Annotated in this window: 24 protein-coding genes, 2 tRNA genes and 1 pseudogene; 23 read left to right on the top strand and 4 right to left on the bottom strand. The window is 67.3% G+C overall.

Annotated elements, in window-relative coordinates; all coding sequences use genetic code 11:
- Nucleotides 1-311: 311 nt before the first annotated feature.
- Together CLV43_RS35010 and CLV43_RS35005 are read right to left on the bottom strand one after the other, a co-directional pair.
- Nucleotides 312-1,031: a protein phosphatase 2C domain-containing protein gene (locus tag CLV43_RS35010; protein WP_170156152.1), complete on the bottom strand. Its 720-nt coding sequence runs from the start codon at nt 1,029-1,031 to the stop codon at nt 312-314.
- A gap of 48 nt (nt 1,032-1,079) precedes the next feature.
- A complete protein-coding gene (locus CLV43_RS35005; RefSeq protein WP_106192825.1) occupies nt 1,080-1,853 on the bottom strand; it encodes a GntR family transcriptional regulator in 774 nt (257 codons plus the stop codon).
- A gap of 120 nt (nt 1,854-1,973) precedes the next feature.
- Here CLV43_RS35005 and CLV43_RS35000 point away from each other — a divergent pair, with 120 nt between their 5' ends.
- From CLV43_RS35000 to CLV43_RS34910, 22 genes and pseudogenes are all read left to right on the top strand, one after another.
- Nucleotides 1,974-2,318: a hypothetical protein gene (locus tag CLV43_RS35000; RefSeq protein ID WP_106192823.1), complete on the top strand. Its 345-nt coding sequence runs from the start codon at nt 1,974-1,976 to the stop codon at nt 2,316-2,318.
- The gene (locus CLV43_RS34995) at nt 2,318-2,554 is read left to right on the top strand and encodes a hypothetical protein (protein WP_146175018.1); all 237 of its coding nucleotides are present in this window, start codon (nt 2,318-2,320) and stop codon (nt 2,552-2,554) included. Before CLV43_RS35000 ends, CLV43_RS34995 begins: the two co-directional genes overlap by 1 nt.
- Nucleotides 2,554-2,934: pseudogene (locus CLV43_RS50190) on the top strand (RRQRL motif-containing zinc-binding protein); the annotation flags it as partial. The gene CLV43_RS34995 and the pseudogene CLV43_RS50190, both read left to right, overlap by 1 nt.
- Nucleotides 2,935-2,984: 50 nt before the next feature.
- Entirely contained in the window at nt 2,985-3,419 is a 435-nt protein-coding gene (locus CLV43_RS34985; protein WP_170156151.1) for a hypothetical protein, read from the top strand.
- 23 nt (nt 3,420-3,442) lie between these two features.
- Nucleotides 3,443-3,724: a hypothetical protein gene (locus tag CLV43_RS34980; protein ID WP_146175017.1), complete on the top strand. Its 282-nt coding sequence runs from the start codon at nt 3,443-3,445 to the stop codon at nt 3,722-3,724.
- A complete protein-coding gene (locus tag CLV43_RS48105; protein WP_170156150.1) occupies nt 3,721-3,867 on the top strand; it encodes a hypothetical protein in 147 nt (48 codons plus the stop codon). The genes CLV43_RS34980 and CLV43_RS48105 overlap by 4 nt, the downstream gene beginning before the upstream one ends.
- 38 nt (nt 3,868-3,905) lie before the next feature.
- Nucleotides 3,906-4,085, top strand: coding sequence for a hypothetical protein (locus CLV43_RS34975; RefSeq protein WP_106192816.1), 180 nt, complete (start codon nt 3,906-3,908; stop codon nt 4,083-4,085).
- 27 nt (nt 4,086-4,112) lie between these two features.
- Nucleotides 4,113-4,298, top strand: a complete 186-nt coding sequence (locus tag CLV43_RS34970) for a hypothetical protein (RefSeq protein ID WP_106192814.1) — start codon at nt 4,113-4,115, stop codon at nt 4,296-4,298.
- A 71-nt stretch (nt 4,299-4,369) separates the two neighbouring features.
- Complete coding sequence (locus tag CLV43_RS34965; RefSeq protein WP_245887186.1) at nt 4,370-4,810, top strand: NUDIX domain-containing protein; 441 nt, start codon at nt 4,370-4,372, stop codon at nt 4,808-4,810.
- A gap of 100 nt (nt 4,811-4,910) precedes the next feature.
- Nucleotides 4,911-5,180 carry a hypothetical protein gene (locus CLV43_RS34960; RefSeq protein WP_106192813.1) on the top strand — a complete coding sequence of 90 codons (270 nt, stop codon included), beginning with the start codon at nt 4,911-4,913 and terminating at the stop codon, nt 5,178-5,180.
- Nucleotides 5,177-5,518 carry a hypothetical protein gene (locus CLV43_RS34955; RefSeq protein WP_106192811.1) on the top strand — a complete coding sequence of 114 codons (342 nt, stop codon included), beginning with the start codon at nt 5,177-5,179 and terminating at the stop codon, nt 5,516-5,518. The genes CLV43_RS34960 and CLV43_RS34955 overlap by 4 nt, the downstream gene beginning before the upstream one ends.
- A complete protein-coding gene (locus CLV43_RS34950; RefSeq protein ID WP_106192809.1) occupies nt 5,515-6,522 on the top strand; it encodes a conjugal transfer protein TraI in 1,008 nt (335 codons plus the stop codon). Before CLV43_RS34955 ends, CLV43_RS34950 begins: the two co-directional genes overlap by 4 nt.
- A 237-nt stretch (nt 6,523-6,759) precedes the next feature.
- Nucleotides 6,760-8,820, top strand: a complete 2,061-nt coding sequence (locus tag CLV43_RS34945) for an FtsK/SpoIIIE domain-containing protein (RefSeq protein ID WP_146175016.1) — start codon at nt 6,760-6,762, stop codon at nt 8,818-8,820.
- A gap of 293 nt (nt 8,821-9,113) precedes the next feature.
- Nucleotides 9,114-9,287: a hypothetical protein gene (locus CLV43_RS48100; RefSeq protein ID WP_170156149.1), complete on the top strand. Its 174-nt coding sequence runs from the start codon at nt 9,114-9,116 to the stop codon at nt 9,285-9,287.
- Nucleotides 9,288-9,392: 105 nt separating this feature from the next.
- Nucleotides 9,393-9,872 carry a hypothetical protein gene (locus CLV43_RS34940; RefSeq protein WP_106192806.1) on the top strand — a complete coding sequence of 160 codons (480 nt, stop codon included), beginning with the start codon at nt 9,393-9,395 and terminating at the stop codon, nt 9,870-9,872.
- Nucleotides 9,873-9,936: 64 nt separating this feature from the next.
- The gene (locus CLV43_RS48095; protein WP_170156148.1) at nt 9,937-10,113 is read left to right on the top strand and encodes a hypothetical protein; all 177 of its coding nucleotides are present in this window, start codon (nt 9,937-9,939) and stop codon (nt 10,111-10,113) included.
- 196 nt (nt 10,114-10,309) lie between these two features.
- A complete protein-coding gene (locus tag CLV43_RS34935) occupies nt 10,310-11,272 on the top strand; it encodes a bifunctional DNA primase/polymerase (protein ID WP_245887207.1) in 963 nt (320 codons plus the stop codon).
- The gene (locus CLV43_RS34930; protein ID WP_106192802.1) at nt 11,269-11,592 is read left to right on the top strand and encodes a hypothetical protein; all 324 of its coding nucleotides are present in this window, start codon (nt 11,269-11,271) and stop codon (nt 11,590-11,592) included. Before CLV43_RS34935 ends, CLV43_RS34930 begins: the two co-directional genes overlap by 4 nt.
- Nucleotides 11,589-12,410, top strand: a complete 822-nt coding sequence (locus CLV43_RS34925; protein WP_106192800.1) for a deazapurine DNA modification protein DpdA family protein — start codon at nt 11,589-11,591, stop codon at nt 12,408-12,410. The genes CLV43_RS34930 and CLV43_RS34925 overlap by 4 nt, the downstream gene beginning before the upstream one ends.
- Nucleotides 12,407-13,627 carry a DUF3631 domain-containing protein gene (locus CLV43_RS34920; RefSeq protein WP_106192799.1) on the top strand — a complete coding sequence of 407 codons (1,221 nt, stop codon included), beginning with the start codon at nt 12,407-12,409 and terminating at the stop codon, nt 13,625-13,627. Before CLV43_RS34925 ends, CLV43_RS34920 begins: the two co-directional genes overlap by 4 nt.
- Nucleotides 13,624-13,839: a helix-turn-helix domain-containing protein gene (locus CLV43_RS34915; protein ID WP_245887185.1), complete on the top strand. Its 216-nt coding sequence runs from the start codon at nt 13,624-13,626 to the stop codon at nt 13,837-13,839. Before CLV43_RS34920 ends, CLV43_RS34915 begins: the two co-directional genes overlap by 4 nt.
- The gene (locus CLV43_RS34910) at nt 13,839-15,068 is read left to right on the top strand and encodes a tyrosine-type recombinase/integrase (RefSeq protein ID WP_106192797.1); all 1,230 of its coding nucleotides are present in this window, start codon (nt 13,839-13,841) and stop codon (nt 15,066-15,068) included. The genes CLV43_RS34915 and CLV43_RS34910 overlap by 1 nt, the downstream gene beginning before the upstream one ends.
- Nucleotides 15,069-15,158: 90 nt before the next feature.
- Here CLV43_RS34910 and CLV43_RS34905 read toward each other — a convergent pair.
- Nucleotides 15,159-15,232, bottom strand: a tRNA-Gly gene (locus tag CLV43_RS34905).
- Between the two features lie 60 nt (nt 15,233-15,292).
- On the opposite strand from CLV43_RS34905, the gene CLV43_RS34900 reads away from it, so the two are divergent.
- Nucleotides 15,293-15,366 (top strand) — tRNA-Pro (locus CLV43_RS34900).
- Between the two features lie 46 nt (nt 15,367-15,412).
- On the opposite strand, the gene CLV43_RS50185 is transcribed toward CLV43_RS34900, so the two are convergent.
- Nucleotides 15,413-15,544: a hypothetical protein gene (locus CLV43_RS50185; protein ID WP_281262189.1), complete on the bottom strand. Its 132-nt coding sequence runs from the start codon at nt 15,542-15,544 to the stop codon at nt 15,413-15,415.
- Nucleotides 15,545-15,596 lie beyond the last annotated feature (52 nt).

The following is a 15,596-nucleotide window of genomic DNA, read 5'->3' as shown; positions in this document are numbered from 1 at the left end:
CACAGGGTTCAATCCCTCAGTAGGAGGCCTGGCGACGTCTGTAGAGGCTTAATCACGCAGGAACTCGTAGACACCATTCGGGTCCACAACAGGTCGCCGCCTTCGCTCATCACCTTCGTGTCGAGAGAGGTAACCGTCCCAGCCGTCCCAGCCGTCCCACCGCAGGTCAGGGCGGGACGGCACGAATCACTGGGACGGATTGAGCCGTCCCATAAAACAAGCCGTCCCGGCCTGACCTGCGGTGGGACGGCTGGGACGCTTGGGACGGCTACCCCCCTCAGTGCAGGCAAGGATCTGTCGTAGCAGTACCCCTACGGCACAAGGTTCACGAAAACCGCTGTCGCGTCATCATGATGCTTGCGTGTCCGACCGTCACTCGATACGACACCGCCAGCTTCAACCTTCCTCGTCTGCGTAATCAGACTCGCGGGCCCTTCATCAGACAGGATGCGAAACAGTTCTTCCCATGAGATCAACTGGAATGCGTCTACGAGGCGACTCGCACCATCGGTCAACAATGCCGCCGAATCTACACTCCCCGCCGGGAAGCTACCGTGCACGGCCTGATAGGCGGCATCGGGCATGGTGTTAGCAACGTAATACCCCTCTGGCGTGTTTTGCACAGCCATCACAGCGTCATACGAGTAATCGTTGAGGTTTGCCATTCGCTCATCGAGAACGGGTTCAATTTTTCCCGCATGGCTGACAAGAAGCGGGGAATCTCCAAGAACTAGGTAGTCGAGAAAATCATCACGATGACGCAATATCGTCACCGTTGACGACGGACTGTCCGGGTTGCTCAAGTCACATGTTTTCTCATGGGCCGCACAGGTGTGAGCGATTGACTCAGCCAGGGCATCTGCTAGCACAAGGTCTGAAGCAGTGGTGAGTAGCTGAGCCAGATTTCCGGCAAGTCTGTGCACCACCCATGGAACGTCATGGATACAGCCGTTTTTTTCCGGCTTCAGCGCAGTCGCCCCATCCAGCACGACCGCCCATTCCAAGCCGACCACAGCATAGTCATCGTTCACTCGACCAGGTGTTGCCCGACTTTCCATTACGGCTCGCATCTGGACCCCTTAGTCCGGAATGGGAAAACGGTAGCGAAAGGCAGCAGTATCACCGGCAATCACAGAAGTCATAACCTCCACTGCACGGCCGGTGTCATCGTAGATCGTCCTTACAAGCTCAAGTACCGGAGTGCCCGGCGGGAGCTGCAATGAAACAGACTCAGGTCCAGTAGGCATTCTGGTAGAGAGCTCTTCTTCCACCTCGGCAAGCCGGTAGCCATTCTCTTCAAGTCGAGCCAACCCGCCACCGGGTCCCGTATCGGGCTCCATGATCGCCGTACCGCGGACGACGTCAAGTTCGTAGTAGCTATCCGCAAGTTGATTAGGACGACCATCAACGGCGGTAGTCCTGCGTCGTGCCCACACGGGTGTCCCAACCGCAATCCTCAAGCGATCAGCCACCAACTTGGAAGCAGGAACTTGTTCGAGTGCTCGAATTTCCTGACTCGCCTTACCGTAAATCGAGTCCCTAGGCGTAGCGACAAGCACAGTCTTACCGGATTGCCAAAGGCTGCGCGAGTAGCGCTCAATTCCTTGCAATTGTGCAATCGGATGATCACGAACAAATGTTCCACTGCCTTGCATTGTCACGATGAGACCCTGCTGCTTCAGCAGGTCTACAGCCTTGCGTACCACCGCAAGCGAACAGCCGTGAGCCGTCGCGAGCTCGTCGAACGAGGGCAACTTGTGACCGGGAGGCCACTCCCCACTCTCGATCTTCAACCGGACATCGTCCGCTACCTGCACCTGAAGTGGGCGAGCGTCAGTGAATCCGCTGGTCATCTACCCAGTCTAGAGCAGTCTGCATACAGAGTCTTGACAGCCATCCAGCGCGACTCCTAATGTCTGCATACAGACCGACAGACATGCGGACCTCGTCCGTAAGTATCAAGGGAGTCGCAGATGACCAGCACGAGTACCTACCCCGACGGCATCACCCCGTCGGTTCTGGGCCGCATCCAGGCCCTGATCTCAGTCGAGATCGCATCCCCTGCGCCGACATCGGCGCTGCTGGACGGTTCCGCTCTGGAGCGTCGTAACCGCCGTATCGCGGCCCGTGCGCTGGCCGGTGTCACCGCCCGGTTCGGCGTCACGCTGGCTCAGGTGGTCCGTGAGTCGGAGGCCACGCCGCAGCCGGTCACCACGCTCACCCTCCCCGCGCCGGTCTTCGGCAAGACCAAGCGCACCGGGCGCAAGGCCCGCCGCGCAGCTGCGCGTGCCGCGGCGAACCTGGGCCGGGTGGCGTGATGGCGCCGACCCCGGACATCGCCCCCGCTATGGCACTGCTGACCCACTCCTGTGCCAGGCCCACGGCCGACGCGACACCTGCCGAACAGGCCTTGTGGTTGCGGGAGCACGCCGACCTGCGGGAGAGGCTGGCCGCCACTCCCGGCGTCGACCGGGTGTTGGGCGATGAGATGCGCGCGTTGGCCACCGCGGATCGCGACCAGGCGCACCTGATCGTGGCGGCGGGGGTGTCGTGATGGCGGGCAGGGCGTTTGGGTGGGTGTGGACCGAGCACGTGCCCTGGCAGGCCGGTCCGACCTTCACCCGCGGAATCCACGACGGGCTACCGCTGCTGTCCCGGCACATGGCCCCGCGCCACCTGCTCGCCACCTACCGCCAACTGCGGGCACTGGGCCTGCGCCCCGGCGGTGCGGACCCGGTCGCGGTGCTCTACGGCCGCCACAACCCGTCGAGCACCACGTGGTTCGCCTCGCTCTACCTGGTCGCCACCGCGAAACCGGTCCGGCCGATGACCCGCGCCAAGTGGACCGCGCTCGCGAAAGCCAACCTCGCCAGGCGGATCTGCCCGCAGTGCGGGCGCGACCGCGGCTACATCATCCCGCGCGACCTGCGCATGTGCGTGCCCTGCCTGGAAACCACCGACACCGACAGCTTGGAGGCTGCCCGATGGACAACCACCTCACCGCCCTGGCCCATGCCGCGACCGTGGCCGCGCGTCTGCTCCAGGACCACCCCGACCTCCCGCGTGTGGTCGGCATCAACCTCCGCCCGCTGCTCGTGTCCGACGACGTCGAAGTCGAGATCGCCCTGCAACTGTCACCGGACAGCGACCTGACCGGGGTGGCGACCGCGGTGACCAACTGGGCCCGCACGCTGGACTGCACCGTCAGCTTCTCGGTTGCCGACACGTTCACGCAGATCGCCGCGCAGACCCGAATCGACGGACACGCCATGCAGGTGTGGAACCACCTGACCCCCGCCGACACCGCCACCGTGTTCACCGGTCTGGGTCTTCCCGCCCCCACCCGCGGCACCCACGTGGAGATCAGCCCGTCCGCGCTGCTGCGCACCATCACCACGACCCCCGCGGCGGTGGCGTGATGCCCGGCCCCACGCCCGTCGCAGTGACGGAGACGCCCGACGCGCGGACGTTGACCGCGGCGGACGCCATCGAGCTGTGGCGCCGAATGCAGCTCGGCAAGCCCCTGTTGCTTGACCTGATCGCCGCCGTGGACCGGTACCCCGAACTGCGCGACACCATCGCGCACCTCGCGACCGCCCTCAACGGCGACGCGGTCCGAATGGACTCCGGAGAGGTCGAGTACTTCGCCTACGGCCAGGGACGGACGTTCCGTGCGCTGGCCCGCACTGTCGACCACCACAGCACGGGAGGAACCCCGCGATGAACATCCCCGATCCCGTCGGCACCAACAAGCCCTGCCACGACTGTGGTCAGCCGACCGTGGAGGCCCGGACCGGCACCGGCACCACCCGCGTGCACTGCGGCACCTTCGCCACCCGGTGCCACACCCCGGCCCGCACCCGCTGACCCGACCATCCACACCGGACACCCTCAGGAGTGTCGACGTGCTCCAGACCATCACCGACCTTCCCGCCCCCAACCTCCGATCCGGCGACCAGATCCCCAGCCGCGGCATCGTCTCCACGACCACCACCGTCGGCACCGACGTCATCGCCATCCTGACCAACGGCAACCGGGCCAGCTTCGCCACCACCGCCCGCGTCACGGTCTACCGCCCCGCCTAGCAGCACCGACAGCGAGGAGAACCCGTCATGGGTAGGACCCACCCCACACCCGTCTCCGCCAAGAACGTCAGGAAAGGCGCCTCGTTGACCAACCTGGCCGGTCTGGTCGCCTCCGTCGAGATCAAGGGCCCGGACGTCCTGATCACCATGGACGACGGCACGAAGACCTACTTCGGCGCCAACGAGAAGGTCACCGTCAACAAGCCCGTGTGACCCCAGCACAGCCCCACCACCCGGAACACCGCACCGTCCACACAGGACACCGACCGGAAGCGAGAACCATCGTGAAGACCGCCAACGCCAACATCACCGCGGACATGGTCGTCATCGGCCACGACCCCACCGGGCTCCCGTCCGTGCTGCTCATCGAACGCGGCCACGCCCCGTTCGCCGGACACCTCGCCCTCCCCGGCGGCTACGTCGAGCCCGGCGAGACCTTCCTCCAGGCCGCGGTGCGCGAACTCGCCGAGGAAACCGGCGTCACCGTCACCCCGGACCGTCTGCACCAGGTCGGCATCTACGACACCCCCGACCGCGACCCCCGCGGCCGAGTCGTCAGCGTCGCGTTCCTCGCGATCGTCCCGGACCGGCCCATCGCGGTCGGCGCCGACGACGCCGTGATGGCCCGCTGGGTCCGCATCGACACCCTGCCCACCGCGCTGGCATTCGACCACGCCGCGGTCCTGGCCGACGCGCTGGACCTGTTCACCGCACTGTCCCGCTAGCTGTGCCCCGGTCCGGCGGCTCGAACTTGGCCGGACGTTCCGCCGGACCGGGCCTCACAACACCCCCTGACCCGTCACCAGACCAGAAGGAGCCCCACCAGTGTCCACCACCGTCTTCGGCGTGCGCGCGGTCCTGCGCCCCCTGTCCGTCCCCGCCGCCATCGCCTACGTCCTGATCACCACCCTGACCCTGCTCGCACGCGTCACCGCCTACGCGTTCGCCCTGGTCGCCGAGGTCGCCGACCGGATCGCCGACGCTGGTCAGGCCGCCCGTGAGGCCGCGCACGAGCACGGGACCACCGACCTGCCCGAACCCGCCCCGTTCCTCCACTACCGCGGCACGGCGCACGCCTACGGCGGTGGCCGATGACCCTGCCCGACCACGTCCCGGACGCGGTGCTCCCGTGGGCCGCCGCACTGGCGCTGCTGTCGGTGTTGGGCATGTGGTGGGTGGTCCGCGGTGTCCGCTACCGCGCCGCGCGCACCGCCGCCCGTCTGCGCCACGCCCGCGGCGCCGGGTCCCGCGCCCTGCGGGTCCTGCTCCTCACCTGCCTCATCGGCGGTGCCCAGTTCGTGGGCCTGGCCCTGCTGCCCGACCCGGTCTCCCGTGCCGCGGTGCTGCTGGTCCCGGCCCTGATCACCGCGGCACGCCTGTCCGCATCCGCCCGCATTCCCGCGCACCACGTCCACCCGAGGGGGTTCCGATGAGCACCACCGCCGACCACACCGACGACCCAGGCGACCACGACGACGAGATCACCCGCGGGCTGGACGCCCTCACCGCGCACCTGGCCTCCGTCGCACCCCGACCGACCGCGCCCGCCCCGACCCCGGCCCCGGTGGCCACGCCGATCATGTCCAAGCGGGTGTCCAAGCGGCTGGCCGAGCACACCGAAGCCGCCCAACTGCTCGAACTCGACGACGACGACACGCCGTTCCTGATCGAGTCCGAGTCCGTGCGCAAGCGCCGCAAGGCCGTGCGGCGCGCGGGTCAGCTCTACCTGCTCGACCAGGACCCCGCCGCGCTGGCCTACCGCGACGCCCGGATGCGCCGCCTGGTCATCACCCTCGGCATGGCCGCCCTCGTGCTGGGGTTGGCGTGGTCCACCGCCGGGGTGCAGCACTTCGCCGCGGCGACCTCGCAGCCCTACTCCGTCGGGTGGTGGCTGGCGTGGCTGGTGGAGCCGGTGTGCTCCCTGGCACTGCTGATGATCGTCGGGGCCCGCGCCTACCTCGCGGTGCGCGGCACCCCGCTGGACGCGACCGCGGTGACCCGGATCGAGCGGGTGTTCCTCGCCCTGATCGTGTTCATGAACATCTGGCCCTACCTGCCCTGGACGCTCCCGGCCGGGCAGGCGTTCACCCTCGCGCCGGTCGTGGTGCACCTGCTGGGGCCGATCGTCGCGGTGGCGGTCACCCACACCCTGCCGGTGATCCTGGCCCGCTTCGCCGACCTGCACCACACCGCACTGCGCACCACCGCGGGAATCCACGCTACCGACGGTGACGGGGTCACTGGCCCATCGTGCAGCGCAAACACCCCCGCCGGACCCCGCCCGGAACTGGCCGCGCTGGTCGAGCGGGTACGGGCACTCATCACCGCGGGCCAGTTGCGCCCGGACGTGGGGGTGCGGCCGATCCGCCGGGCGCTGTCCTGCTCGATGGCCACCGCGACCGAGGTCCGCGACGCCCTCAACCGCACCACCCACTGACCCGCCGACCCGACTTCACCGCAGGAGGTGACCGGCATGTCCGAAGCAACCAACGTCTACCCCTTTCCCGGTCGTGACACCGACGAGGCAGGACCGGACACGGTCGCGCCCGGCGCCGGTCTGGACCGCATCATCGTGGCGGGGGAGATCGTCCCCGACGACGCCCCCGTCCGCACCGCCCCCGCCGACACCACCACGGCGGGGGCGGTGAAGGTCCGTCGCCCCGCGGTTCCCCCTGTGGTGTGGCGCAAGGTCAAGACCGGCGCGTCCCACTCGCGGCGCGGACTGGGCAAGGGCACTCGTGTCACCGTCCGGTCCGCGGTCACCGTGGCCCAAGGACACGCCAGTTGGGCGCGCCGCGCTGCCGACGCGGCCACTCACGGCCATGTCCGTGAACAGATCCGCCTGGCCCGTCAGGTCGGCGACCGGGTGGCGTTGGCCGAGTGGACCGAGCGGCTGGCACTGCTCAAGGACGGGCGCGCGCAGCGGTTGCAGCAACTGCCCGCCACGCTGTTCTCCGCGCTCAAAGCGTTGTTCGTCACGATCACCGTGCTGGCCGGTGTGCTGCTGGTGGCCGGGATCGTGTTCCAGTTCAGTCCTGGTGGCACCAACTGGTTCGCCTGGTGGGACATGGTCGGTGACGTGCTCGGAGTCCTCGGAGTGTTGATCGGCCTGGCGGTGCAGATCGTCATGTGGGGCACGCTGCCCACGTTGCTGTTCGCCGCGTGGCGCGAGGGTCGCCGCTCCGCGATGGTGCCGCGCTGGCTGGTGTCGGAGACCGAGCGCGCCGAGATGGATTCGGAGATCACCCCAGACCTGATCAACCGCGCCCTGGCCCACGTCAAGGTCAAGGAACTGGCTGCGTTCCTCAAGCACGGCGGGGCGCTGGAGTACCTGATCCAGCCCCGTGAGCAGGGAGGCGGCACCTACACCCAGATCCGGTTGCCGTTGGGTGTGGTCGCGGCCGATCTGCTGGCCACCGCGAAGGTGGAACTGTTGGCGGGCAACCTGGGCCGTCACAAGCACGAGGTGTGGCCGCAGCGCGACCCCGCGGCCGATGCCCGCGTGCTGGACCTGTGGATCGCGGACAAGGGCACCATGGACCGGCCCGCACCCGCGTGGCCGCTGCTCGCGGACGGGGAGTTCGACGTCTTCCGCGACCGGTTGCCCTGGGGCGCGACCATGCGCCAGGAACAGATCGCCGTCGGGATGCTGCAAAAGCACTGGCTGATCGGCGCCACCTCCAAGCAGGGCAAGTCCACCGTCATGCGGTTGCTCGCCCTGGGCCTGGCGCTGGACCCGACGGTCGAACTGCTGGTGGCCGATCTCAAGGGCGACGGCGACTGGAAGATGTTCCAGCCGCGGGCCACCCGCTACATCGAAGGGTCCACTCCGGAGGACGCGGAAGCCACCTGCGAGATGCTCGAGTGGGGTGTGGCGGAGATGGAACGCCGCTACCAGGCCAAATCCGATCAGAACGTGGTCGGGCCGATCAGCCGGGAACTGTCGCGGCGCAAGGGATCGGGCTTCCACCCGATCTACCTGTTCGTCGACGAGTGCCAGGTGCTCTACGGCGCGGAGCACCCCATCGGAGGCACCAAGTCCGACGCCCGCGCGGTCAAGGCGGCGAAGAAGCTGCACGACCAGGCACGCGCGGTCAACGTCCACCTGATGCAGGCCACCCAGCGGCCTGATGACCGGACGCTGCCCGTACGGGTCCGTGAGGGCGCGCACGTGCGGTGCGCGCTCAACGTCCCCAACGAGTCCACCGCCCGGATGATCCTGGCCGACGCCGTGGACCGCGGCGCCCGACCGCAGGACCTGCGCCCGATGGTGGACGCCGGAACCGTGGTCGCGACCGGGGAAGTGGAGGACATTCCCACCGGCCAGGCGTTCGTCATCACCCGCACGCACTACGTGTCCACAAAGGAGGCTTACGGCGTCATCGCCCGTGCGATGGCCATTCTCAAGCGCTACGGCCGCACCGTGGACCCGACCACCGAACCGACCGAGCAGCCCGTACCGGTCGATCACCTGGCCAACATCGAGGCCGCGTTGCGCGATGAGCCTCGGGTGCGCACCACCGTAGTGCTGGCCCGACTCATCGAGCACGATCCCGACACCTACACCGGCATGTCCTCGCAAGCGTTCAGCGCCATGCTCGACACGGTCGGAGTGCAGATCCGCAAGTACCGGGGAGACAGCGTCCTGGCCCTGGCCGAGGTCACCACAGTTCTCACTCAGCGTAATGAGAATGTGGATGACGCGACTGGCGACGACACCGACAGCGACGACTAGAAGCGCTGCCGGACACAGGGGAAGACCATGGGGAAGAGGAGTCGACGGGGGGAAATTTCCCCCGCGACTTCCCCACCCCTCTTCCCCGCATCCCACCAGTGCTGATCAAGCCAGGGGAAGATCAACAAACTAAGCCTGCGACCGGCTGGAACGGCCGGAACCAAGGCTGTTCCACTCCGTTTCCCCTCTTCCCTGCATCACCGGCAAGCCCGCGCCCAGCACCACAGGTCGCGCCTTGCAGGTCGCTCCTACATACCCGCAGTCGATCACTCACAGTCACAAAGGGGTTCCTGATGAGCGGCGCAGACGACGACAACCTGATCCACGTCGAGGTCGCAAAGTCCTGGTGGACCGGCAAGTCCACCACCGCGTGCGGTCAGGCCATCCAGGGCGCGCACGGCGTGTGGACCTGGTTCACCAACCGCACGTGGTGCCCCACCTGCAAGGCCTACGACCGGACCCACTGAACCCACCCAAAACCCAGCACAGCAAGGGGACGTGACATGTGCAGAGCAGGAGGACGCCGCTGCCCCGGCGCGGGCGGACGGTCCACACAGAACACCCGACAGTCCGTGTCCCGCGCCAAAGCCGCACTACGCAAGGCGAAACAGACCGGCGACGACGACCAGGTCACCGCGGCACGCGACCGGCTCACCGCGGCACGGCAAGCCCACCAGGACGCCAAGCACACAGCCGCCGCCCACGACACCGCAGATCAGTGCGGGGACGTGACCGACCACACCTCATCGACCACAAAGGACACCGACATGGGCCACCAGGACCAGCCTCGCCGTATCGGCTTCACCATCCACAACGTCAACAGCGTGACCGGCAACGCGCGCGTCGGCAGTCAGCACGACGTGACCGGCATCGGCCCCGACCTCGACGACGACCAGGTGGCCGACGTGGTCGCCGACGCTCTCGCGAAAGTCCAGCGCGCGGTGGACCGGGTCCACCGCGCCACCGGCCACGGCCAGCCTCGAAGCAACACCAACGTCGCCAGCGGTGACGACGTCGTGGCCCAACAGGTCGGGTTCCGATTCGGCCGCTGACCACACGAAAACCCCAGCACCGCAAGGGGACGTGACACCACCAACACCGCAAGGAGATACCGCCATGCCCCGCACCGTCAACGTCCTGGACCTCAGGCCCGGCGACCGCATCCTCATCCGCCCCGGCCGGGAAGCCACCGTCACCAAGAGGTGCACCGTTGGCGAGTGGGACAGCGTGACCGTCCACACCGACGTGTCCGACGACCTGACCGGCCTGCCCTGCACCGTCACCCTGCTCTAGACCTTCGCCCACCAGCGGAACCCGGAACGACCACTTCGTGGACTGCCTCAGGCGACCACGCAGCACCGGGCCCCACACCGGGCCCCTCGCGTATCGACCCGGTGCCGCGCCGGACGTGACCACACCGCCCCGGCGCGGCACCGCACCACCACTTCACCCGCCCCACAGAAGGGACTCCACCGTGAGCACGTCGCGCATGCTTGCCGTCGCGTTGGACGCGGTTGCCCGCGGATGGCACGTCTTCCCTGTCCACCCGGAATCCAAGAGACCCCCTGCCTTCCACGGGCAAACCTCCTGCCCTCACACCGGGATCTGCGCCACCACCCACCAGGGATGGGAGCAACGCGCCGTGGCAGATCCGGACCTGGTCCGATGGATCTGGGGCAGCACCCGCTACGGCGGGTGCAACGTCGGTGTCGCCTGCGGGCCCAGCAACCTCGTACTCGTCGACCTCGACGTCCCACGGTCACCGACCGAGCAACCCAAGGACGGCTCTAGACGCGGGGAGCCGGTCCGGACCGGGGCGGACACGTTCCGGTCCGTCTGCGCCCAGGCCGGGCAGCCCGTACCGCTGGGCACCCTGACCGGGGCCACACCCAGCGGCGGGACGCACCTGTTCTACCGGGCACCCCAAGGGGTGCAGTTGGGCAATACCCAGAACGAGCGCGGCAACGGACTGGGCTGGAAGATCGACACCCGCGGGCACGGCGGCTACGCCATGGCACCCGGATCGACCACCCCGGACGGCCCGTACCGGATCACCCGCGAACTCCCGATGCTGGATCTGCCCACCTGGTTGGTCCACCGCCTTGCTCCCAGGCCCGTCACGGCCGTCTCACGGCCCGTCCACAGCGCCGTGGACAGGCTCCCCGCCTACGTCACCGCCGCAATACGGGGCGAGGTCGACAAGGTCGCAGCGGCCGCACCGAACGAGCACAACATCGTGCTCTACGTGGCATCCACCGCACTGGGGCAACTCGTCGCGGGAGGACTGCTCCCCGCGTCTAGAGCCGAAGTAGAACTCACCACCGCCGCAGTCCACATGATCACCGACACCTGCGGGTGCACCGACAACGAGGTCCGCCGCGTCATCACCGCAGGACTCCGTGCCGGAGCGGCCAAACCCCGCACCGCACCCACCCGCCGCGGTGCGGCATGAGCGTCTACGACGACCCGACCACACCGTTGGTCGCCCTCTCTGGCGGGCCGCAGAACCGCCGATGGTTCTTCTACGCCGACTGGTTGGCCCTGCGGGACTCCAGTCGCCGTGGCCGGTACCCGCTTCACCACCACTGCGCAGTCCCGCGCTGCTACCTGCCCACCGACCGCATGGCCGTCAACACCAACTCCGCCATCACCGACAAGTACGGCCCTGCCCGCACCTGGACATGGGTGGAACCGGCGCAGTGGTCCCGGTGGGGCCGCGAATACCTGACCCCCGAAGAACTCGTCGACCACGAAGAGAGGCCCGCGGCATGAAAGCACGGTTCCTGCTCGGCACCCACCAACCCGGTTGGCTCACCACCGCCGGGGTCCCGCTGTTCGTCTCCGACATCCGGCTGCGCGTCTACAAGACGCTGCCCCGTGCCGATGCGCCGTGGGCGCTGGATTCCGGTGGTTTCACCGAGTTGCAGTACCACGGGGCCTGGACCGTCAGCCCTACCGACTACGTGGCACGGGTCCGCCGCTACCGCGATGAGATCGGCCGCCTGGACTGGGCCGCGCCGCAGGACTGGATGTGCGAACCCGTCGTCATCGCAGGTGGGCAGTTCGGTCCGTTGCGGTTCGTCGGCACCAGGCTGTCCGTGGCCGAGCATCAGCGCCGCACCGTGGACAACTACCTGCACCTGCGTGACATCGCACCGGAATTGCCGTTCGTCCCGGTCATCCAGGGCTACACCCGGGACGAATACCTTGCCTGCACCGACCTCTACGACCAGGTCGGAGTCGACCTCACCAGCGCACCACTGGTCGGCCTGGGATCGGTGTGCCGCAGGCAGGCCACCGCGGAAGCCCACGACATCATCCATGCCCTGCACGTGCGCGGCATCCGCAACCTGCACGGATTCGGGGTCAAGACCCTCGGACTACAGCTCTACGGCGACACGCTCAAGTCCGCGGACTCCCTGGCCTGGTCACGTGATGCCCGGCTCAAGCGGCGCCCGATGTGCGGATCGACCCGACACAGGAACTGCGCCAACTGCCTGGACTTCGCACTCGACTGGCGCACTCGCCTGCTGGGCGGACCCGGCTCGCTCTCGCAGCTGCGCGAGACCATCACCGGAGGAGCGGCATGACCATCATCACCACCGAACCCACCGGGGCTGATCTGCTCGACGCGCTCCACGCCGCGCTCACCCGCTACGTGGTGCTGCCCAACCCTGAGTACGCCGACGCCGTCACCCTGTGGATCGCCGCCAGCCACGCCCAACCCGCCTGGGCCCATGCACCCCGCATGGTGATCCGCGGACCGGAGAAGCGGTGCGGCAAGTCCCGACTGCTCGACGTCGTGGAAGCCACCTGCCACAACCCGTTCATCACCGTCAACTCGTCATCGGCCGCGGTCTACCGATCGATCACCGAAGACCCGCCCACCATGCTCGTGGACGAAGCGGACACCATCTTCGGCCCGAAAGCGGACGGCAACGAAGACCTCCGCGGACTGCTCAACGCCGGACACCAGCGCAACCGCCCCGCCAAGCGCTACGACGCCGCCACCAACAAAGTCGAATCCATCCCCACCTTCGCCATGGCCGCACTCGCAGGAATCGGAGCCATGCCCGACACCATCGAAGACCGCGCCGTGGTCGTGCACATGCGCCGCCGCGGACCCGGCGAAAAAGCAGCCCCCTACCGCCACCGACGCGACCGGCCCGCATTGCGCGCACTCGCCTTCCAACTCAACGGCTGGCTACGGGCCTCACTCGACGTCCTGGAATCGATGGAACCGGACATGCCCGTGGAGGACCGGGCCGCCGACACCTGGGAACCCCTCGTCGCGGTCGCCGACCACGCGGGCGGGGAATGGCCGAAACGCGCCCGGATCGCCGTCACCGCACTCACCGAGGAAGCCTCCAAGGACGGCAGCACCTCCGAACGCGTCCGCCTGTTGATGGACTGCCGAAAGGCCTTCACCAAGGACACGGCGTTGTCCACCGGGGTCCTGATCGACCGGTTGAAGTCCGACCCGGAAGCACCGTGGTGCACCTACGGTTCCAACGGGCTCACCGCGAACAAGATGAGCGCGCTTCTCAGGGAATTCGACATCCGATCGTTGAACGTCCGATTCTCCGATGGCTCCCAACTCAAGGGCTACCGCAAATCGGACTTCCTCGACGCCTGGGGACGGTACTGCCCACCCGAGGACACCACCGACGAACCTGGCCAAACCGAGCTGTGGGACGGCTCGAACCGTCCCGCCGACACGAGCCGTCCCAGCCTGACCAGGGCCGGGACGGTTGGGACGGCTGGGACGGTTACCCCCCTCAACCACTTCACCGGAGGTGCCGCGTGACTGTTGTCGACCTGCCAGCCGAGCGGTACCTCTCGGTCAAGGATGTCGCTGAGATCCTTGGCACAACGGAGCGTTTCCCCCGACGCCTGATCGAGGAACGCCGTATCGAGTTCGTCCACATCGGCAAGCATGTCCGGATCGCCCTGAGCGTGCTCAACGCGTACATCGCATCTCAGACCGTGCCAGCGAGGTCTGTAAGGAGGGTGGGCTAGTGGGAGGAAACAACAAGGGGCGCAAGCGAAGGTTCGGGGCAGTACGCAAGCTCCCCTCAGGCCGGTTCCAGGCACGTTATCCAGGACCGGACGGACAGCTTCGGCCTGCTGACAAAACATTCCGCACGCAGACGGAAGCCGATGATTTCCTCGACGACGTCCGCGCGGAGATCAAGAACGGAGAATGGATCGACCCTGAGGCGGGAAGGGTCAAGCTGAAGGACTACGCGACAACATGGATACGGGAACGGGACCTAGGCGACAGGACTCGGGAGCTGTACGCGGGATATCTCAAGAATCACATCGGACCCCACCTGGGTGAACTGGTGCTTGTTGAAATTTCCGCACCTCGGGTTCGAGCGTGGCGGGCAGAGTTGATCGATGCCAAGACCGGGGCGTCCACCGTGGCGAAGTCCTACCGCTTCCTGCGCACCGTTCTCAACACCGCCGTTGATGACGAGTTGATCCGGAAGAACCCGTGTCGAATCAAAGGGGCAGGACAGGAAAGGGCACCCGAGAGGCCGCACGCGTCTCTTGCAGAGGTCTTCCGGATCGCTGGGAGGATCGACGGCCGCTATCGACTGCTGGTGCTCCTTGCAGCGTTCGCCCAACTGCGATTCGGAGAACTGGTCGCGCTGCTCCGTAGTGATCTGACCCTCCCGCACCCGCGGAAGCCGACCGCCGAGGAGATCGAAGCTGGAGTTGATGCCGACGAGCTGATCGACGATGGGACGCCGACGATTCGGGTCGACCGTGCGTTGGCTCAGCTCGACACCGGGGAGCAGAAGTTGAAGGCCCCCAAGTCGGAAGCGGGTAGGCGCACAGTGGCGTTGCCTGCCGCGATTCTGCCGGTACTGCGCCAACACCTGGCCACGCCGGGGTTCGCCGACCCTGAGCCCGACGGGAAGCTGTTTCGTGGGCCGCGAGGGGCCACGCCCCGACGGAACAACTTCAACGGCACATGGAAGACCGCGGTCGCCAAAGCAGAGGCCAACCCCGAGCTGCACCTACATGACCTGCGTCACGCTGGGGCGACGCTGACGGCTCAGACGGGCGCAACGCTGAAGGAGATCATGTCCAGGATCGGGCACTCCAGCACGCGAGCGGCCATGGTCTACCAGCACGCCACCAGCGAGCGTGACCGAGAGATCGCAGCCGCCCTGAACGCCTTGATCAGCGGCGCTATGCGTGAGGCCGAGTCGGAAGGAGAGCAGGACCCGCCAGTCTGATCTGGCACGAATCTGGCACGTCGGACGTCGAGGCACCTCAAAGCAAAAGCCCAGGTCTACAGTAGACGCTGTGGACCTGGGCTTTTGTTGTGGAGCGGGTGACCGGGATCGAACCGGCATGACCAGCTTGGAAGGCTGGGGCTCTACCATTGAGCTACACCCGCATGGCCCTCTGGGGGAGGGCGCGGAAACAGCTTAGCGTGTCGCGCTAAGCTACGGGGGACCGGGGCGTGGCGCAGCTTGGTAGCGCACCCGCTTTGGGAGCGGGGGGTCGCAGGTTCAAATCCTGTCGCCCCGACGGTTGCCCCTGACCAGCCATGACGGTGGTCAGGGGCGTTTTCGTGTCATCGGTTCGTGAGGCGGTGCCACCAGGTCCGGGTGGGCTTGGTGAGCAGGCGGGACTGGCGGGCTTCGGTGCGCAGGGCGCACTGGCGGTACTCGACTTCGGCCTTGAGCGCCTCGGGGGTCCACTCCATCGAACTCAGCTCCTCGGGTCGGTGTGGTGACCAGAGTCGTGCTGAGGTGCGC

Origin of the sequence: Umezawaea tangerina, assembly GCF_003002815.1 — a bacterium.
GTDB classification, from domain to species: Bacteria; Actinomycetota; Actinomycetes; order Mycobacteriales; family Pseudonocardiaceae; genus Umezawaea; species Umezawaea tangerina.
The sequence above is the reverse complement of the archived record's forward strand: the minus strand, read 5'-3'. Positions and strand labels throughout refer to the sequence as shown.

Excerpts from the sequence above, each read along its gene's own strand:
- CLV43_RS48100 (WP_170156149.1), top strand. The coding sequence starts at position 9,114 with ATGAGCGGCGCAGACGACGACAACCTGATCCACGTCGAGGTCGCAAAG.
- CLV43_RS50185 (WP_281262189.1), bottom strand. The coding sequence starts at position 15,544 with ATGGAGTGGACCCCCGAGGCGCTCAAGGCCGAAGTCGAGTACCGCCAG.
- CLV43_RS34920 (WP_106192799.1), top strand. The coding sequence starts at position 12,407 with ATGACCATCATCACCACCGAACCCACCGGGGCTGATCTGCTCGACGCG.
- CLV43_RS34930 (WP_106192802.1), top strand. The coding sequence starts at position 11,269 with ATGAGCGTCTACGACGACCCGACCACACCGTTGGTCGCCCTCTCTGGC.
- CLV43_RS34995 (WP_146175018.1), top strand. The coding sequence starts at position 2,318 with ATGGCGCCGACCCCGGACATCGCCCCCGCTATGGCACTGCTGACCCAC.
- CLV43_RS34950 (WP_106192809.1), top strand. The coding sequence starts at position 5,515 with ATGAGCACCACCGCCGACCACACCGACGACCCAGGCGACCACGACGAC.
- CLV43_RS34970 (WP_106192814.1), top strand. The coding sequence starts at position 4,113 with ATGGGTAGGACCCACCCCACACCCGTCTCCGCCAAGAACGTCAGGAAA.
- CLV43_RS34985 (WP_170156151.1), top strand. The coding sequence starts at position 2,985 with ATGGACAACCACCTCACCGCCCTGGCCCATGCCGCGACCGTGGCCGCG.
- CLV43_RS35000 (WP_106192823.1), top strand. The coding sequence starts at position 1,974 with ATGACCAGCACGAGTACCTACCCCGACGGCATCACCCCGTCGGTTCTG.
- CLV43_RS34935 (WP_245887207.1), top strand. The coding sequence starts at position 10,310 with ATGCTTGCCGTCGCGTTGGACGCGGTTGCCCGCGGATGGCACGTCTTC.
- CLV43_RS34925 (WP_106192800.1), top strand. The coding sequence starts at position 11,589 with ATGAAAGCACGGTTCCTGCTCGGCACCCACCAACCCGGTTGGCTCACC.
- CLV43_RS34955 (WP_106192811.1), top strand. The coding sequence starts at position 5,177 with ATGACCCTGCCCGACCACGTCCCGGACGCGGTGCTCCCGTGGGCCGCC.
- CLV43_RS48105 (WP_170156150.1), top strand. The coding sequence starts at position 3,721 with ATGAACATCCCCGATCCCGTCGGCACCAACAAGCCCTGCCACGACTGT.
- CLV43_RS35005 (WP_106192825.1), bottom strand. The coding sequence starts at position 1,853 with ATGACCAGCGGATTCACTGACGCTCGCCCACTTCAGGTGCAGGTAGCG.
- CLV43_RS48095 (WP_170156148.1), top strand. The coding sequence starts at position 9,937 with ATGCCCCGCACCGTCAACGTCCTGGACCTCAGGCCCGGCGACCGCATC.